Annotated in this window: 20 protein-coding genes; 5 read left to right on the forward strand and 15 right to left on the reverse strand. The window is 68.9% G+C overall.

The annotated features are described in order from the left end of the window. Positions 1–113: 113 nt before the first annotated feature. On the reverse strand, positions 114–698 hold the full coding sequence (locus tag VG502_RS20760) for a PadR family transcriptional regulator (protein WP_325552178.1): 585 nt from the start codon (positions 696–698) through the stop codon (positions 114–116). A 136-nt stretch (positions 699–834) separates the two neighbouring features. Between VG502_RS20760 and VG502_RS20765 the strand changes: the two genes are divergently transcribed. Next, positions 835–1,452, forward strand: a complete 618-nt coding sequence (locus VG502_RS20765; RefSeq protein ID WP_325552179.1) for a TetR/AcrR family transcriptional regulator — start codon at positions 835–837, stop codon at positions 1,450–1,452. Between the two features lie 18 nt (positions 1,453–1,470). On the opposite strand, the gene VG502_RS20770 is transcribed toward VG502_RS20765, so the two are convergent. Next, positions 1,471–2,676, reverse strand: coding sequence for an NAD(P)/FAD-dependent oxidoreductase (locus tag VG502_RS20770; protein WP_325552181.1), 1,206 nt, complete (start codon positions 2,674–2,676; stop codon positions 1,471–1,473). Between the two features lie 189 nt (positions 2,677–2,865). Between VG502_RS20770 and VG502_RS20775 the strand changes: the two genes are divergently transcribed. Next, positions 2,866–3,915, forward strand: coding sequence for an NAD(P)-dependent alcohol dehydrogenase (locus VG502_RS20775; RefSeq protein ID WP_325552183.1), 1,050 nt, complete (start codon positions 2,866–2,868; stop codon positions 3,913–3,915). Here VG502_RS20775 and VG502_RS20780 read toward each other — a convergent pair. Genes VG502_RS20780 through VG502_RS20830 form a run of 11 tightly spaced genes read right to left on the reverse strand, consistent with a single transcriptional unit; the run spans position 3,905 to position 13,266 of the window. Further along, a complete protein-coding gene (locus VG502_RS20780) occupies positions 3,905–4,966 on the reverse strand; it encodes a zinc-binding dehydrogenase (RefSeq protein ID WP_325552209.1) in 1,062 nt (353 codons plus the stop codon). The genes VG502_RS20775 and VG502_RS20780 overlap by 11 nt on opposite strands. An 11-nt stretch (positions 4,967–4,977) precedes the next feature. Further along, on the reverse strand, positions 4,978–5,709 hold the full coding sequence (gene ureG, locus VG502_RS20785; protein WP_325552184.1) for an urease accessory protein UreG: 732 nt from the start codon (positions 5,707–5,709) through the stop codon (positions 4,978–4,980). Beyond that, positions 5,703–6,542 (reverse strand): urease accessory protein UreD, encoded by an 840-nt coding sequence (locus VG502_RS20790; RefSeq protein ID WP_325552185.1) that lies wholly within the window; start codon positions 6,540–6,542, stop codon positions 5,703–5,705. The genes ureG and VG502_RS20790 overlap by 7 nt, the downstream gene beginning before the upstream one ends. Before the next feature lie 28 nt (positions 6,543–6,570). Further along, positions 6,571–7,263 (reverse strand): urease accessory protein UreF, encoded by a 693-nt coding sequence (locus tag VG502_RS20795; RefSeq protein WP_325552186.1) that lies wholly within the window; start codon positions 7,261–7,263, stop codon positions 6,571–6,573. Then, positions 7,263–8,972, reverse strand: a complete 1,710-nt coding sequence (locus VG502_RS20800; protein WP_325552188.1) for an urease subunit alpha — start codon at positions 8,970–8,972, stop codon at positions 7,263–7,265. The genes VG502_RS20795 and VG502_RS20800 overlap by 1 nt, the downstream gene beginning before the upstream one ends. Further along, positions 8,959–9,480: an urease subunit beta gene (locus VG502_RS20805; protein WP_325552189.1), complete on the reverse strand. Its 522-nt coding sequence runs from the start codon at positions 9,478–9,480 to the stop codon at positions 8,959–8,961. Before VG502_RS20805 ends, VG502_RS20800 begins: the two co-directional genes overlap by 14 nt. Then, a complete protein-coding gene (locus tag VG502_RS20810) occupies positions 9,477–9,779 on the reverse strand; it encodes an urease subunit gamma (protein ID WP_325552191.1) in 303 nt (100 codons plus the stop codon). The genes VG502_RS20805 and VG502_RS20810 overlap by 4 nt, the downstream gene beginning before the upstream one ends. Before the next feature lie 52 nt (positions 9,780–9,831). Next, entirely contained in the window at positions 9,832–10,440 is a 609-nt protein-coding gene (locus VG502_RS20815; RefSeq protein ID WP_325552193.1) for a copper resistance CopC family protein, read from the reverse strand. Positions 10,441–10,457: 17 nt separating this feature from the next. Continuing rightward, on the reverse strand, positions 10,458–11,198 hold the full coding sequence (locus tag VG502_RS20820; RefSeq protein ID WP_325552195.1) for a YcnI family copper-binding membrane protein: 741 nt from the start codon (positions 11,196–11,198) through the stop codon (positions 10,458–10,460). A gap of 28 nt (positions 11,199–11,226) precedes the next feature. Further along, the gene (locus tag VG502_RS20825) at positions 11,227–12,408 is read right to left on the reverse strand and encodes an acyl-CoA dehydrogenase family protein (RefSeq protein WP_325552196.1); all 1,182 of its coding nucleotides are present in this window, start codon (positions 12,406–12,408) and stop codon (positions 11,227–11,229) included. Positions 12,409–12,417: 9 nt separating this feature from the next. Next, a complete protein-coding gene (locus VG502_RS20830; protein ID WP_325552198.1) occupies positions 12,418–13,266 on the reverse strand; it encodes a helix-turn-helix transcriptional regulator in 849 nt (282 codons plus the stop codon). A 103-nt stretch (positions 13,267–13,369) separates the two neighbouring features. Between VG502_RS20830 and VG502_RS20835 the strand changes: the two genes are divergently transcribed. The 3 genes from VG502_RS20835 to VG502_RS20845 all read left to right on the forward strand — a co-directional run bounded on the left by VG502_RS20835 (position 13,370) and on the right by VG502_RS20845 (position 15,507). Then, positions 13,370–14,362, forward strand: a complete 993-nt coding sequence (locus VG502_RS20835; RefSeq protein WP_325552199.1) for an aldo/keto reductase — start codon at positions 13,370–13,372, stop codon at positions 14,360–14,362. Between the two features lie 71 nt (positions 14,363–14,433). Continuing rightward, entirely contained in the window at positions 14,434–15,012 is a 579-nt protein-coding gene (locus VG502_RS20840; protein ID WP_325552200.1) for a DinB family protein, read from the forward strand. A gap of 24 nt (positions 15,013–15,036) precedes the next feature. Then, positions 15,037–15,507: a MaoC family dehydratase gene (locus VG502_RS20845; RefSeq protein ID WP_325552204.1), complete on the forward strand. Its 471-nt coding sequence runs from the start codon at positions 15,037–15,039 to the stop codon at positions 15,505–15,507. A gap of 96 nt (positions 15,508–15,603) precedes the next feature. On the opposite strand, the gene VG502_RS20850 is transcribed toward VG502_RS20845, so the two are convergent. Further along, the gene (locus VG502_RS20850; RefSeq protein ID WP_325552206.1) at positions 15,604–16,344 is read right to left on the reverse strand and encodes a gamma-glutamyl-gamma-aminobutyrate hydrolase family protein; all 741 of its coding nucleotides are present in this window, start codon (positions 16,342–16,344) and stop codon (positions 15,604–15,606) included. Then, on the reverse strand, positions 16,341–16,500 hold a 160-nt coding region (locus tag VG502_RS20855), incomplete at its 5' end, for an SDR family oxidoreductase (RefSeq protein ID WP_325552210.1). The genes VG502_RS20855 and VG502_RS20850, both read right to left, overlap by 4 nt.

Raw genomic sequence — 16,500 nt, forward strand, 5'->3', positions numbered from 1 at the left:
TGACTAGTCGTCGATACCGGGCGCTCGGTTTCGATACGCTCCCGCCTGCTCCTCCGCTACTCAACCCGCTTCGGTCGGTTTCGATACGCTCCCCCGCTTTGGTCCTCCGCTACTCAGCTCGCAAGCCTGGCGAGGAAGTCGAGCACTGCCTGGGTGGAACTGACCCTCCAGTGCGCGAGAGTCTGCTCGAAACTCCCCGCCTCCGCCGCCGCAGCGTCGGCGCGCAACCGCTCCACCCGTGCCGTGAAGACCTCGCGCTGGGCGGCGATCAACGCGCTCGGATCGCGACCGCTGCGATCCAGCAACGCGAGCTTCAGCAGCAGCGCGGAGCGGGCATCGCGCGGACGCGACACCGGTTCGTCGAGCCAGGCATGCAGCCGACGGCGGCCGGCAGCGGTGAGCTGCACGACGGTCCGGTCCGGCCCCGGCCCGTCGGTCTCGACGCCGACGGGGCGGACCAGGCCGGCGTCCTCCAGCCGGCCGAGTTCCCGATAGACGACGGCACGCGGGATGCGCCATACGCGACCCAACTCGCCGTCGGCGGCGAAGAGCGCGGCCACGGCGAAACCGTGCGTCCGCCCCTCTGCGACGGCTCCGAGGACACCGTGACCAGCGGTGCTGACAACGGTGCCGGCGGTGGTGCCGGCGGTGGCGCTGACAGGGGCGGATGCCGCACCGTTCCGGGGTCTGCTCGGCATACCGGTCAGCGTACGTCCGCGCCCCGCACCCGCGCCTTTTGCCACGTTTCGAGCTTGACCCGTCATATACCAAAACTTGGGCATTTCAATACCTGTCAAATTCGATCACATTCCCCCACGATGGGACAATGAATCGGTGACCCAACTCGCCCGCGCCGGATCCGCCAACCGATCCGAAGACGACGTACACGAAGGTCGTCGACACGACCTGGCTGTTGCCGCTCTGCACACGTGGAGTGAATACGGCTACTCCCAGGTCTCCGTGCGCAACGTCGCCCGCCGCACTCGGTTCTCGCACGGCATGGTCCATTACTACTTCCAGAGCAAGGATGCCCTCGTCGCCGAATGCGTGCGAATCATCCGTGATTCGCAGATCTTCAGCGCCGGCGAAGGGAAGGTCGGCGACATCACGTCATACTCGCAACTCGTCGCCGACACGATCTGCGAGAGCTTCCGCAAGAACCGTCGCCTGCACCGGATCCGCTTCGACCTGCGCAACCAGAGCCAGTTCGAGCCGGCCCTGCGGGTCTACGCGGACGAGATCGAAGAGGCCTACACCGCGGCCAAGGACGCCGTGAGGGAGCGCTATGAGTCGCTCGGCTGGACCTTCGACCCGCCCTTCGAGTTGCTGGCCGCACAGGTCGACGCGCTCCGGGAGCGTGCCGTTCGGGCCGAGCTGCTCGGCGAGGACCTGGAGGACGTCGTCCGCACGATGCACGACGACCTCCTCCAGGTGCTGCCGAAGAATCCCTGACCAGACCCCTGAGTCCGGTCAGCTCGTCGGGATCGTGCCGACCAGCTTGTCGCGGTCGAGCTTGCCGTCGCGCGACTTCGCGATGACGTCGCGGGCCTTGTCCGAGGAGTCCCAGACGTTCCACAACAGCACGCCGCGCACCATGTCGTCGCCCAGGTAGTAGACGACCGCCGCCGTGTGGTCGTCGTTCCAGTCCTCGACGGTGTCGAGCCGGGAGTCGAGGTCGCCGACGGCCTCATAGCCGTTGTCGAACAGGTCGGACCAGAAGATGGGCGTGTAGTCGTAGACCTCGTCCGCGCCGGCCAGGTTGCGGCCGGCCTTCTTGCCCATCGCCTCGGCGTTGTCGACGTGCTCCACGCGACGCCGGCCGAGCAGCGCGTCCTCGTAGCTGGCGACATCGCCCGCGGCATACACATCGGGCGCGGAGGTGCGCAGGTGGTCGTCGACGACGATGCCGTTGTCGGTGTCGATGCCGGCGGCCTCGGCGAGCTCCACCCGCGGGGTGACGCCGATGCCGACGACGACCACGCCCGCCTCCACGGACGTGCCGTCACCGACCTGTATGGCGACCGTGTCGTCGGCCAGCGAGCCGGCGGCGACCTGCTTCTTGGCGATCAGCCGCACGCCGCGGTCGGTGAAGTCCTTGGTGATCAGCTCGGCGATCGACGACGGGAAGATGCGCTGCTGCACCAGCTCCTCGTCGAAGATCATCGTCACCTTCGCGTCGTTCTGGGTGAGGGCGGACGCGATCTCGGCGCCGATGTAACCCGCGCCGACAGCGGTGACCTCGGTGTCCTTCCCGGCGAGGTCGCGCAGGCGCCGGTAGTCGGCGGCGGTCCGGTAGTAGATGACCCGGTCGGAGTCGGGCAGGTCGAGCGTCCGAGGCGTCGAACCGGTCGCGAGCAGCAGCTTGCCGTAGGTGACCGTGTCGCCACCCTGCACCTGGACCGTGTGCGCGCCCGGGTCGATCGCGGCGACGGGACTGCTGGTCTCCAGCTGCGCCTGCTTGCCGTCGAGCAGCTGGGTCTTCTCCAGGCTGGCGTCCTTGTCGAGCCAGAGCTTCTTGGACAGGTCGGGCCGGTAGACGGGGCCGTCGGGTTCGGCACCGAGCACGAGGATCGAGCCGCTCTCGTCGACCTCGCGAATGCCACCCACCGCTGCGGCGGCAGCGACACCGCCACCGACGATCACGTAGTCGTACTTCTTACCGTCGAGATCTGACATTGGCTCTCCTGAAGATTGCTTTCCTGCGCACCACTGCACAGGCACGACTTCGATCGTATGACGGTGCGCTCGCCGCGCGACAGACCTGTCTCATGCGAGAAGTATTCCCTGTTAATGGTGTGAATTTTCTTATCCGCCAAGGCATTCCAACCGTTTGGACGCGTCGGCCAACCGGTCTATCGTTTTGCTATGCCAACAACAACACCCGCACTGTCCGTCTCCGCGGCCGGTGAGCGCTTCGCTCCGATCAACCTCGAGCGCCGCGACCTGCGCGACAACGACATCCGCATCGACATCCAATGGGCAGGCATCTGCCACAGCGACATACACACCATCCGCGAGGAGTGGGGCACCGCCAACTTCCCGCTCGTGACCGGCCACGAGATCGCCGGCGTCGTCAGCGAGGTCGGCTCCGGCGTCACCCGGCACAAGGTCGGCGACCGCGTGGGCGTCGGTTGTCTGGTCGACTCCTGCGGCGAGTGCGAGCAGTGCAAGAACGGTTTCGAGCAGTTCTGCGAGCGCGGCTCGGTCGGCACCTACAACAGCAAGGGGTATGACGGCGAGATCACCCAGGGCGGCTACGCCCAGCAGGTCGTCGTCTCCGAGCGTTTCGTGGTCAGCATTCCCGAGGGCATCGACCTGGACGTCGCGGCGCCGCTGCTGTGCGCGGGCATCACGACGTACTCCCCGCTGAAGCGCTGGGGCGCCCGTCCCGGTGCGAGCGTCGCCGTGGTCGGCATGGGTGGCCTCGGCCACCTGGGCGTCAAGATCGCCGCCGCACTCGGTGCCGACGTGACCGTGCTGTCCCGGACCACCGCGAAGTCGGCGGACGCCAAGGAGTTCGGCGCGGTCGAGCACCTGGCAACCTCCGACCCGCAGGTCTTCAAGGACAACGCCGGCCGCTTCGACCTGATCCTCAACACGGTCAGCGCGGACCTGCCGATGGAGGACTACGTGCGGCTGCTGAAGCCGAACGGCGCGCTCGTCTCGGTCGGTCTGCCCAACGAGCCCTACGTGATCGCCCCGGGCAAGCTGATCGGCGGCAACAAGGTCGTCGCCGGCTCGATGATCGGTGGAATCCCGGAGACCCAGGAGATGCTCGACTTCTGCGCCGAGCACGGCATCGGTGCCACCGTCGAGCGTATCGACGCCTCGCAGGTCGACGACGCCTACGACAAGGTCGTCGCCGGGGACGTGCGCTACCGCTACGTGATCGACACCTCCACGATCAAGCCGTAGCCGGCGACAGGCCCGGGTCGATGATCGTCATACCGGCGGGTGTGGCGGTCTCCATCGCGGGCAACAACGCAGCAGCCTCATCGAGCCCGACCAGGCGCTCGATGAGGCTTTGCGGGCTCAGGGCACCGGACTCGATGCCCGATTGGATGAGAGCCAGCATCTCGGGATAGTCGGCGGCGGCCATGCCGTGGCTGCCGAGCAGGTCCAGCTCCCAGGCGATCGCCCGCGCCATCGGCACCCGCGGGTGACCCTCGACCGGCGGCAGCAGGCCGACCTGCACGTGCCGACCGCGCCGTCGGAGGCTGAGGATCGAGTCGGCGCAGGTCTGCTCGGTGCCCACCGCGTCGACCGCCACGTGGGTGCCGCCGGTGAGTTCGTGCACCTGCGCGGGTATGTCGGACCCGTCCGCCACCAGCACGTGATCGGCGCCGAACTCGGTTGCCTTGGCGAGCGCACCTTGGTTGCGGTCGACCGCAATCACTTGCGCGCCAAGGGCTTTCGCGATCATGACGGTGGACAGGCCGACACCGCCGGCGCCGACCACGGTGACCTGTTCGCCGGGCTGCAGGTGTGCCCGGCCGACGAGCGCGCGATATGCCGTGGCGAAGCGACACCCCAGACTCGCCGCGGCCTCGAAGGTCACCGTGTCAGGGACCGCGACGAGGTTGGTGTCGGCCGCGTGCAGGGCGACATACTCCGCGAACGAACCCCAGTGGGTGAAACCCGGTTGCTGCTGGTCGGGACAGACCTGGGCATTGCCCGCCATACACCACTCACAGTGGCCGCAGCCCTCGACGAACGGCACCGTGACACGGTCGCCGACCCGCCAATTGCGCACTCCTGCACCGACTTCGGCGATGACACCCGCGAGTTCGTGACCCGGCACGTGCGGCAGGGTGATGTCGTCGTGACCGGCCCAGGCGTGCCAGTCGCTGCGGCACAGGCCGGTCGCGCGCACCTGCACCACGACGCCGCCGGCCGGTGCGGACGGCACCGGCACCTCGCGCACCGCGAGCGGTTCGGCGATCGCGTCCATGACAACGGCTCGCATCATGTCGCCCATCACCGGTGCGGGTGCTCGTGGGAGTGGCCGTGCGGACCGTCCTGGCCGGCATGGGAGTGCGGCGCCATCGGACCGGGATCGGTGGGGATGTGGGTGCCCTGCAGGTGTGCCGCGTGCAGTTGCCGCACCCAGTCACAGAGCTGGTCGATCGTCTCCGGGTGCTTCTTCGACAGGGCGAGCACGGGTGCTCCGTGCCGCGCGGCCGCGGCGTCGGCGACCATCTGCTCGACGTCGACGTCGACGTACTCGGCGAGGTCGATCTTGTTGATCACCAACAGATCCGCGCGGGCGATGCCCGGGCCGCCCTTGCGGGCGACGTCTCCGCCGCCGGCGACGTCGAGCACGAAGAGCTGGGCGTCGACCAGGGCCGGCGAGAACGTCGCGGTCAGGTTGTCGCCGCCGCTCTCGACGAGGGTGATGTCGAGCGGTGCGAAGTCGCGCTCGAGGTCCTCGACGGCGATGAGGTTCATCGTGATGTCGTCACGGATCGCCGTGTGCGGGCAGGCTCCGGTCTCGACGGCGCGGATGCGCTCGGCGGGCAGCACACCGGTGGAGCGCAGGAAGCGGGCGTCCTCATCGGTGTAGATGTCGTTGGTGATGACGCCGAGGTTGAACTCCTCGCCGAGGTGCCGGCAGAGGAGGGCGATCGTCGAGCTCTTGCCGGTGCCCACGGGGCCGGCCACCCCGATGCGCAATGAGCGCGATCCCGGACCGTCCTGCTGATCTACCATTCTCGTTCTCCTTCGGTGCTGTCGCTCGAACCCGCTGTGCCCTCGGTCCAGGGCTCGCCGAGCAACTCGATGCCTTCCTCGAGCCGCCGGCGCAACCGGACAGTGTCGTCCGCCATGGCGCTCACCACCACACCCGACCCGCTCAGCGGCAGCAGCGCCGCCGCATCGCCGATCAGCTGCGGCTGCCGGGTGCCCGTCGCGAGGTCCGGTGCGACGGCGAGCACGGTGCCGACACATTTGTGGCCGCCCAGCACGGCGGGACTCCGCCATCCTCGTGCCCCGGCGCCCAGGTCGAGCCGCTGCTGGAAGATCGAGCGGCCCTCGCACGCGACGCGCAGCCGCTGGCTCAGCCGGCCGGGCTCCTCGCCATACCGGCCCAACACCAGCTCGTCGCGCAGCAGCATCGTCGCGTCCGGTGCGACCTCGACCTCGATCTCGTGCACGTGATGACAGCCGCGCGCGGCCACCAGCGGCTCGGGCAACCAGCAGAAGGTCGCACCGCTCTCGACGGTGATCGAGATGCGCATGTGGGAGCGCCCGCCGCGCGCGCCCGGCAGCAGCAGGGTCGAGGAGACCTCGGACAGCAGGAGCGTGGACCCGGCGCCGACGGTCACCGAAAGAGTGAATTCGTCCCCGCCGAGCGGGCCGGCTGCACCCGATGCCAGCGCCACGCGTGCCGCGCGTAAATCCTTTCGTAGCAACGGTTCCGGCCGGTTCGCGATCGTCGGGCGCAGCACGAGCGGACCTTCGGAACGAAGGTCGTCGACCCGCGAGAACGCCACACCGTCGGGGCCGATGGCCACGGACGTCGACACGCGCGCGTGCGCGGTCATGGCACTCGAGCCACCGGACCTGCAGGCTTCAGGAGGCAAAGAGGCGTGCCTCCAGACCGCGGTGTTGCTCGGCCGCGATGTCCAGCAGCGGCGAACTGAGCGACGGAAGCTCGTCGGCCGGCGCCTCGGCGAGGGCGGCCGCGTCGGCGGCGAGTTCATCGAGCAGTGGGGCCAATTCGGCCACCGCGCCCTGCACCGTGAAGGGGTCGGTGCTGAGCACCTTCATGGCCGCGGCGGCGGGCCCGGCCACCGACTCGTAAACCGTCACTGCGGCGGCATCGTGTGGCGTCAACTCGAAGGCGGCCGCTCCGACTCCGTAGGCGACCGGCTGGTGGATCGGACCGGTGATCGTCTCCAGCAGTGGATGCGCGTGGATGCTCGACAACGCACGCAGCAGCTGTCGGCCGAGCGACCGGGACACCTCCCGCGTCGTCGGTGACGGCATCCGGGCGTCGAGTTCCTTGTCCAGCAAGGAGATCCGGCCCTGCCGGGTGGCAGCGGCCCCGCTCGCGGCCGCACAGGCGGCCGCCGCGAAACACGCCCCGACATACCCGGCGGTCGCCGCGCGGCCCTCCAGGAACGACCTCAGGCCGGCGACGTCGGTGACTCCGGCGCTGCGGACCACGGCTTCCAACCCGCCCGAATGGGCGTAGCCGCCGGAGGGCAGCCGCCCATCGCCCAGCAGCAACAGCGCCGCGAGGGAGCTTCTCGCCGCCGGCATCAGAAGAGGAAGTACCGCTGTGCCATCGGCACCTCGTCGGCGGGCTCGTGGTCGATCAGCTCGCCGTCGACGCGCACGGCATACGTGTCCGGATCGACCTCGATGCGCGGCATCGCGGTGTTCTCCGGCAGGTCGACCTTGCCGCGGCCACGGACGTTCTCGACGGGCACGAGCCGCCGGTCGACGTTCAGCCGGTCGGCGAGACCGTCCTCGATCGCAACCGGGGCCACGAACGCGACCGAGGTCTCCGCGGCCGCCCGGGTGTGCGCGTTGAACCCGAGCCGCTCGAGCACCGGCTGCGGCGTCGGGATCGACGCGTTCGGGTCGCCCAGCGCGGCGACCGCCGCGACACCGCCCTTGAAGACGACCGACGGCCGGACCCCGAAGGTGGCCGGCTGCCACAGCACGAAGTCGGCCAGCTTGCCGACCTCGATCGAGCCGATCTCGCGCTCCAGTCCGTGCGTGACCGCCGGACAGATCGTGTATTTCGCGACGTACCGGCGCGCGCGATGGTTGTCGGCACGAGTGTCGCCCGGCAGCGACCCCCGCAGCTTCTTCATCTGGTGCGCGGTCTGCCAGGTGCGGATGATGACCTCACCGATGCGGCCCATCGCCTGCGCGTCCGACGACATGATCGACAGTGCGCCCATGTCCTGCAGCACGTCCTCCGCGGCGATCGTCGCCGCACGCACGCGGCTCTCGGCGAACGCGAGATCGTTGGGCACCTGCGGGTTGAGGTGGTGCGCGACCATCACCATGTCGAGGTGCTCGTCGACGGTGTTGACCGTGAACGGCCGGGTCGGGTTGGTCGACGCGGGCATGACGTTGGGCTCGCCGGCGATCCGGATGATGTCCGGCGCGTGACCGCCGCCGGCACCCTCGGTGTGGAAGGCGTGGAACGGCCGCCCCTTCACCGCGCGCAGCAGGTCCTCGACGAAGCCGGCTTCGTTCAGCGTGTCGCTGTGTATGGCGACCTGGACGCCCGACGCATCGGCGACCTCCAGCGCGGCGTTGACGACGGCCGGGGTGGCGCCCCAGTCCTCGTGCACCTTGAATCCGCCGACGCCACCGCGCAATTGCTCCCACATCGCCTCGTGGGACACGGTGTTGCCGCGGCCGAGCAGCAGGAAGTTCAGCGGCCAGGGGTCCATGCCCTCGAACATCCGCGCGGTCCACCAGGATCCGGGCGTCGCCAGGGTCGCCTTCGACCCCTCACTGGGTCCGGTGCCGCCGCCGGTCACGGTGGTGATGCCAGACTCCAGGGCGACCTTGAACATGTCGGGGCCGACGAAATGGACGTGGGTGTCGATCGCACCGGCGGTCATGATCAGCCCGTTGCCCGCCAGGATCTCGGTGGACGGGCCGATCACCAGGTCGGGGTGGACGCCGTCCATGGTGTCCGGGTTGCCGGACTTGCCGATCGCGACGAACCGTCCGTCGCGCACACCCACATCGGCCTTGATGATGCCCCAGTGGTCCAGGATCACCACTCCGGTGATCACCAGGTCCGGGGTGCCCTCGGCCCGGGTCATGGCGGACTGGCCCATCGACTCGCGGATCGACTTGCCACCGCCGAAGACCATCTCGTCGCCGCCGACCGTGCGGTCCTCCTCGACCTCGATCAGCAGATCGGTGTCGGCCAACCGGATCCGGTCGCCCGTCGTCGGGCCGAACGAGGCGACATACTCCCTGCGATCAACGGCTCCCATCGAGCTGCCCTCCTACTTCGCCCCGCAGGCCGCGCACGATGCGGCGTCCGCGGATCGGGATGAGTCCGACTTCGATCGTGACGCCCGGCTCGAACCGCATCGACCCGCCGGACAACACGTCCAGGCGCTGCCCCCATGCCTTCTCGCGGTCGAACTGCAGCCCGGGATTGACCTCCGCGAAGTGGTAGTGCGAGCCGACCTGGATCGGCCGGTCCGCGGTGTTGACGACGGTCAGCGTCGTCACCGGCGCACCCTCGTTGATGATCACGTCCTGCGCGGCATACAGGATCTCGCCCGGTATGACGGGATCGGAGACGCGCAGCTTCCGGGATGTCTTGCGGCGTGGCGCCTGCCGCACGCCGCCGCCGGGATGTCGCGGCGGGCTCGGCACGCCCTCGCCGGAGGAGGGGTGGCGTTCCTGTGCGTCGGCGACGACGACCTCCTCGATCCCGGGGTCGTCCGTCACGTGCACCGGCTGCGGGGCGTCGGGATTGTCGTTGCCGGTCATTGGATCGGCCCCGTCACCGTCACGAGCTTGGTGCCGTCGGGGAAGGTGGCCTCGACCTGCACCTGCCCGAGCATCTCGGGCACGCCCTCCATCACGTCATCGCGGGTCAGCACCGTGCGGCCCGCATCCATCAGGTCGGCAACCGACGCGCCGTCCCGTGCACCTTCCAGCAGGAACGAGGTCACCATCGCGGTGGCCTCCGGGAGGTTCAGTTTGAGGCCGCGATCCTTGCGCTCCTGGGCGAGCTTCGCGGACAGATAGATCATCAGCCGTTCTTGTTCGTGCGTCGACAACAGCATGGGTGGTCTCCTCCATCGTCGTGTCCCCCAAAGCTACTAGTCGATGCCCGGGTCAGTCCTCGTCGTCGTCCTCGATCATTTCCTCGTGGCCACGACGGCCGCGGGTCAGGACGATGAGGGCGGCGCCCCCGACACCGATGACCACGATCGCGACGACCGCGACGATGGCGGCGGTCGGCGTGCCGCCGCCGGACGACGTGTCCGCGGGTGCGGCCGCGCTGCCCGTGCTCGCCGCCTTGGCGGTGCACTGCTTCTGCGACCTGATCCCCTGCGCACCCGTGACGCCGGCTTTCGGGCGATAGGTGAAGGAGATGCTGTCGGACACCGGGTGGCCGTCGGCGGAGACGACCCGCCAGGTCACGGTGTATTTGCCGGCGCCACCGAGCGCCACCGGCACCTTCACGGTGGTGTCGGTGACCGTGGCGCACCCGGTCTCGTAGTAGCGGCCGTCCGGACCGCGCACGGTCAGCTGTGGCGGCGCCGGGCGGGTGAGCACGATGTCGTTGAACTCCAGGGACACCTGCTTTGGCGCCGTGGTGACGGTGCTGTTGAGCTTGGGCGTACTGCCCACCAGGTAGTCGTGCGCCTGCGCAGCAGGTATGACGCCGAGGACCGCCAGCACCAGCGCGACCGCCCCGATCACCAGGCGGCGCAACGTCATTCGAGCCGGTATGGCGCTCACCGGGATCGCCGGGTCACGGCATACAGGGCGACGAGCAGGGCGATCACGGCCACGGCCAGGCCGCCGACGCCGAACCAGACCCCACTGCCCGAGTCGGCGCTGTCATTGGAGGACTGCGGGGCGGCCGCGACCGACGGCGCAGTGCTCGGTGCCCCTGACGATGCCGCCGACGGAGCCGCGGACGATGGCGCGGCGGCGCCGATGGTCAGCACGGGTGCCGGGTGCTCCGGCTCCGCCTTGCCGGCTTTGGTCGGCTCGTCCCACTTCACGACCGATCCGTCGGAGTAGGTCTGGATGGCGGTGAAGCTGACGGAGGGGACGTCGGGCACGACGCCCACGGACACCGGAAACTGTTGGAACTGGCCGGGTTTGATCGCGGCGCCCTTGGAAGCGGTCCAGACGATCTTGGTCGGCGCCTTGGTGATCGTGCCGTCCTCGGTCTTCACCGGTTTGGGCAGCGCGGAGGTCGTGACCTTCGCGGTCCAGCCGGGCACCGGCTGGTAGGCGGCATAGGTGAAGGGGTGCTCGGTCGGCAGGTCGACCTCGACCCTGGTGGTCGAGGCGTTCGCCTTCTCGGTCGGCACCCGGAAGTTCAGCGTGGCGTAGGACCCGGCCGCTGCCGTGTCCGGGCTGATCTTGACGTGCGCCTGCGCAGCGACCGGGACCGCCAGCAGCAGGCCGGCGGTCGCGATGGTGGCGGCAGCGCGCCGGGACAGGGCAGGCAATTTCGACGTCACGCCGCAGACTCTACATGTTGTAGAACCATCACCGGAACGCGGACTGCCCCGTCAGCGCCTGGCCGATGATCAGCTGGTGCACCTCGCTGGTGCCCTCGTAGGTCAGCACCGACTCCAGGTTGTTGGCGTGCCGCATGATCGGGAACTCCAGGGTGATTCCCGCCGCGCCGAGGATGGTGCGGCACTCCCGGGCGATCGCGATCGACTCGCGGACGTTGTTCAGCTTGCCGAGCGAGATCTGTTCGGGGCGAAGGGTTCCCGCGTCCTTGAGCTTGCCGAGCTGCAGGGCGAGCAACATCCCCTTGCCGAGCTCCAGCGACATGTCGGCGAGCTTCGCCTGGGTGAGTTGGTATGACGCAAGGGACTTGTCGTAGATCTGCCGGTCCGCGGCATACGCGATCGTCGCCTCGAGGCAGTCACGCGCGGCACCGAGTGCACCGAAGACGATGCCGTAACGGGCCTCGTTGAGGCAGGTCAGCGGGCCCTTCAGGCCTTTGACCTCCGGGAAGACCGCGTCAGCGGGCAGTCGCACGTCGTCCAGCACCAGCTCGCTGGTGACCGAGGCACGCAGTGACACCTTGTGCTTGATCTTCGGCGCGGAGAAGCCGGGCGTGTCCGTCGGAACGACGAATCCCCTGATGCCACGGCCGTTTTCACCCTCATCGGTCTGCGCCCAGACCACCGCGACGTCGGCGATCGAACCGTTGGTGATCCACAGCTTGTTGCCGGTCAGCACCCAGTCGTCGCCGTCGCGGCGGGCCCTAGTGCGCATGCCGGCGGGGTTGGAGCCGAAATCCGGCTCGGTCAGCCCGAAGCAGCCGATCGCCTCGCCGGTCGCCATACGAGGCAGCCACTGCTGCTTCTGCTCCTCGCTGCCCCAGTGGTGGATCGCGAACATCGCCAGCGACCCCTGGACGGACACCAGGGACCGGACGCCGGAGTCGGCCGCCTCCAGCTCCATGCAGGCCAGCCCGTATGCCGTCGCCGACGTCCCGGCACAGCCGTAGCCCTCCAGGTGCATGCCCAGGACCCCGAGTTCGCCCAGCTCACGGGCCAATTCGCGCGCCGGGAGGTCTCCTGCGTCATACCAGTCGGCGATGTGGGGCTTGATCCGGTCGCCGACGAACGACCGCACCGCGTCACGCAGCTCGCGGTCGTCATCGCCGATCAGCTGGTCGGTGGAGAAGAGCTCGAGCGGTGTCTGCGTCATGCGACCCGATTATGCCTGCGTCGCCCCGAGCTGCTGAGTGCCCACCACCGCGAGCAGGTCGAGCTTCTCCCGGCAGTCGCTGCCGGGGCGCGGGTGCAGCAGCACCAGGGTGGAGCCGTCGACGCCACTGGTCAGGTGCTCGCACAGCAGGTCGAGCAGGCCGACCTCCGGGTGGATCATCCGCTTCTCGTCCGCCCGCCGGACGGCAACCTCGTGCTCGGCCCACAGTGTCGCGAACTCCTCGCTCGCCTCGAGCAGGTCGGTCAGCAGCGAGGCCACCTCCGGGTCGTCGCCGCGTCGGCCGACGGTCGCCCGCAGGTCGGCGACGTGGATGCGCGAGTGCGACTCCCAGTCCTGTGGCGGCACGCGATCGCGCGACGACGGGTCGGTGAACCAGCGCCATACGTGGGAGCGCTCGCGGCCGGTCAGCTGCTCCTGGTCACCGGAGACCAGCTTGGACATCCTGTTCTGGATCACGACGCGGCTCAGGTCGTCGATGACGAATGCCGGTGTGTCGTCGAGGCGGTCGAGCAGGTAGAGCACGCCCGGACTGACGTGCGCGCCGGTGGCGTGCCGCGCGGGCGGCGTCTGGTCGGCGAGGTGGAAGAGGTGGTCGCGCTCGTCCTCCGTCATACGCAGGGCACGCGCGAGCGCACTGAGCACACTCGGGGACGGGTGCGGTCCGCGCCGCTGCTCCAGGCGTGCGTAGTAGTCGGTCGAGATCGAGGCGAGCGCCGCGACTTCGTCCCGGCGCAGTCCCGGGGTACGGCGACGGCGACCGGCCGGCAGTCCGACGTCGGCCGGATCCAGCCGTTCGCGGCGACTGCGCAGCAGATCGGCGAGGGCAACACGGTCCATGCCCTCCACGATGCCTCAGTCCCGTCCGATCAACCAGGGACTGGCAGTCCCTCGGAGCAGCCGTGCCTAGCTGACCGAGCGCCGGCGGCGCACCGTGGATGGCATGACACTCACTACGAAGATTCTCGGCAAGACCGGACCCACCGTCAGCGCCGTCGGCCTCGGCGCCATGGGCATGTCGGGTGCGTATGGCGCCTCGGACGACGCGGAGAGCATCCGGACCGTGCACGCGGCGCTCGATGCCGGTGTCACGCTCATCGACACGGGCGACTTCTACGGCTTCGGGCACAACGAGATGCTGCTCGGCCGTGCGTTGCGCGACCGGGACCGCGACGATTACGTGCTCAGCGTGAAGTTCGGCGGAATGCGTGAGCCGGCAGGCGGATTCACCGGATTCGACGGCCGGCCGGCCGCGGTCGCGAACTCGCTCGGCTACACCCTCACCCGGCTGGGCGTTTCGCACGTCGACATCTACCGGCCCGGCCGGCTCGATCCGGCGGTGCCGATCGAAGAGACGGTCGGAGCGATCGCCGAGCAGGTGGAGCAGGGGTATGTCCGGCACATCGGCCTGTCCGAGGTCGGCTCGGAGACGATCCGGCGGGCGGCGGCCGTGCACCCGATCAGCGACCTGCAGATCGAATACTCCGTGCTCAGCCGGGGCATCGAGGGGGACATCCTCGACACCTGCCGCGAGCTGGGCATCGGCATCACAGCGTATGGCGTGCTATCCCGCGGCCTGATCGGGACCTCACCGGCGAATCACATTGCGGACGAACAGCATTCGGCGTGGCCGCGCTTCCAGGGGGCGAACCTGGAACACAACCTGGACCTGATCGGAAGGCTGCAGCCGATCGCCGACCGGCACGGGCTCACGGTCGCGCAGCTCGCGATCGCCTGGGTGGGCGCGCAGGGGGAGGACATCGTGCCGTTGGTCGGGATGAAGCGGGTCTCGCGTGTGCAGCCGGCGATCGACGCGGTCGCTCCGACGTTGAGCGCGCAGGATCTGGACGACATCTCTCGCGCCATACCTGCTGATGCCGTGGCGGGAACCCGCTATCCCGAGGCGTTGATGGGCAACCTCGACAGCGAGCGCTGAGCGCCATACAGCGGCGGGCGGCGGCGAAAACCCTCTTGCCGCCGCCCGGCGAGGGCGGTTGACTTGCCTGTATGACGAACTCCACCGGGTATGACGGCATGTGGCTTCCCACCGCGGAAGACCCACGGACACAAGGGAATCCGCAGGGCGAGCTGGCAACATACAAGGAGTATCTGAGCAACTACCGGACCACGCTGCGGCTGAAGTGCGAGGGCCTGACGCCCGAGCAGCTGGCGACCCAGAGCGTGCCGCCGAGCAACCTGAGCCTGCTCGGCCTGATCCGGCACATGGCGCGCGTGGAGAACTCATGGTTCATGTGGTTCCTGCAGGGCAAGTGGGACGAGCCGCGGCTCTACAAGACGCCGGAGGAGCCGGACCTCGACTTCACCGGGGTGGTCGGCACGCAGGACTGTGTCGACGACGCGTTCGCGAGCTGGGAGCGGGAGATCGCGGCGGCCGACAAGTGGCTCGACGCGCTGGATGAGGAGCGACTCGGCGAGGAGATCGGTTTTCCCGAGGAGGCCGCGGACTACGAGGACGAGCGGGCCAGTATCCGCGACGTGCTCGTGCACCTGATCGAGGAGTACGCCCGGCACGCCGGCCATGCCGACCTGCTGCGGGAGACCATCGACGGTCGCACGGGGCAGTAGCGTGCAGCTGATCTAATCAGCCGTATGAGCTTCTCCGACATACCACGTGATGACCGTCGTCTTGAGGACTACGTGGTCGGCAATACGGCCACGTATGGGCCCATTTCGGCCACTGGTGACGAAATCCTCGACTTCGCAACGAAATTCGATCCTCAGCCGATCCATATCGATGAGGCGGCCGCTGCAGCCGGACCGTTCGGCGGGGTCATCGCCAGCGGCTGGCACAGCGCGTCGCTGATGATGCGGCTGTATGTCGACCACTACATGTCGCACACCGCGAGTCTCGGCGGCCCCGGGATCGACGAGTTGCGGTGGACCGCGCCGGTCCGGCCCGACGACCGGCTGACGCTGCGCACGACGGTGCTCGAGACGCGTCCGAGCCGTAGCAAGCCGGACCGCGGGCTGCTGCGTACGCAGTGCGAGGTCACCAATCAGGATGGCGTCGTCGTGATGACCTGCACGCTGATGAACATCGTCACGCGCCGCGACGGCTGATCGGCGGGCTCGGGGACTGTTGACCGAGTTCTTCGCGATTGACGGTTCAAACAGCGGTTGACGCCACTGCAGCGGCGTCAACCGCTGTTTGGGGCGTCAGTCGGCGCCGGCCGCGCGGACCAGCGCTTCGATCGGTGCGTGATCCGGACCCATCTCGGGGTGCCACTGGACGCCGACGCAGAAGCGGCTCGGATGCGGATCATCCTCTGCGGCAACGCGTTCCATCGCCTCGACGGTGCCGTCCGCCGAGCGTCCGGTCGCGACGAACCCGGGGTGCGTTGCCACCGACTGGTGATGATGACACGGACCGGACACCTGGCCACCCTGCACGTCGGCGAGCTGCGAAGTGGTCTCCAACTGCACCTCCGTGGTGCCGAAGACATCACCGCCGGGCGAGTGCCCGGTGTGGCCGACATCGTCGGGCGTGTGCTGCACCAACGTCCCGCCGGCGTGCACTGCCATCAGTTGCATCCCGCGGCAGATGCCCAGTGTCGGCAGGCCGCGCGCGTCGGCAGCGTCGAGCAGGGCCAGTTCCCAGGCGTCCCGATCCGGTCGTATGCCGCTGGTCTCGGGGTGCGGCGTCGCGTCATACCGAGCAGGATCGATGTCGGCGCCGCCGGCGATGATCAGCCCGTCCAGGCGCGCGACGACGGCGGCGGCCGACCCGGGGAGGTCGGCCCCACCGGCCGGTGCGGGCGTGAGCAGCACTGGTACGGCGTCGAATTCGACGACCGCATCGGCATACTGCGCGAACTGCAGGTCGGCGACCTGATGCCAGACTCCCCAGGACGCCGACTCACGGTAGGTGCTGATGCCGATCACCGACAGCTTGTTCATACCGGCGTCACATAGGCACCGGAGATGCCACCGTCCACCAGGAACGTGTTGGCGGTGATGAAGCTCGCGTCGTCCGAGGCGAGGAAGAGCACCGCACTGGCCATCTCCTCCGGCTCGCCGAAGCGGCCCATCGGCACGTGCACCAGTCGGCGCGCG

The sequence above is a fragment of the Flexivirga sp. genome (genome assembly GCF_035551235.1).
Classification (GTDB): Bacteria; Actinomycetota; Actinomycetes; order Actinomycetales; family Dermatophilaceae; genus Flexivirga.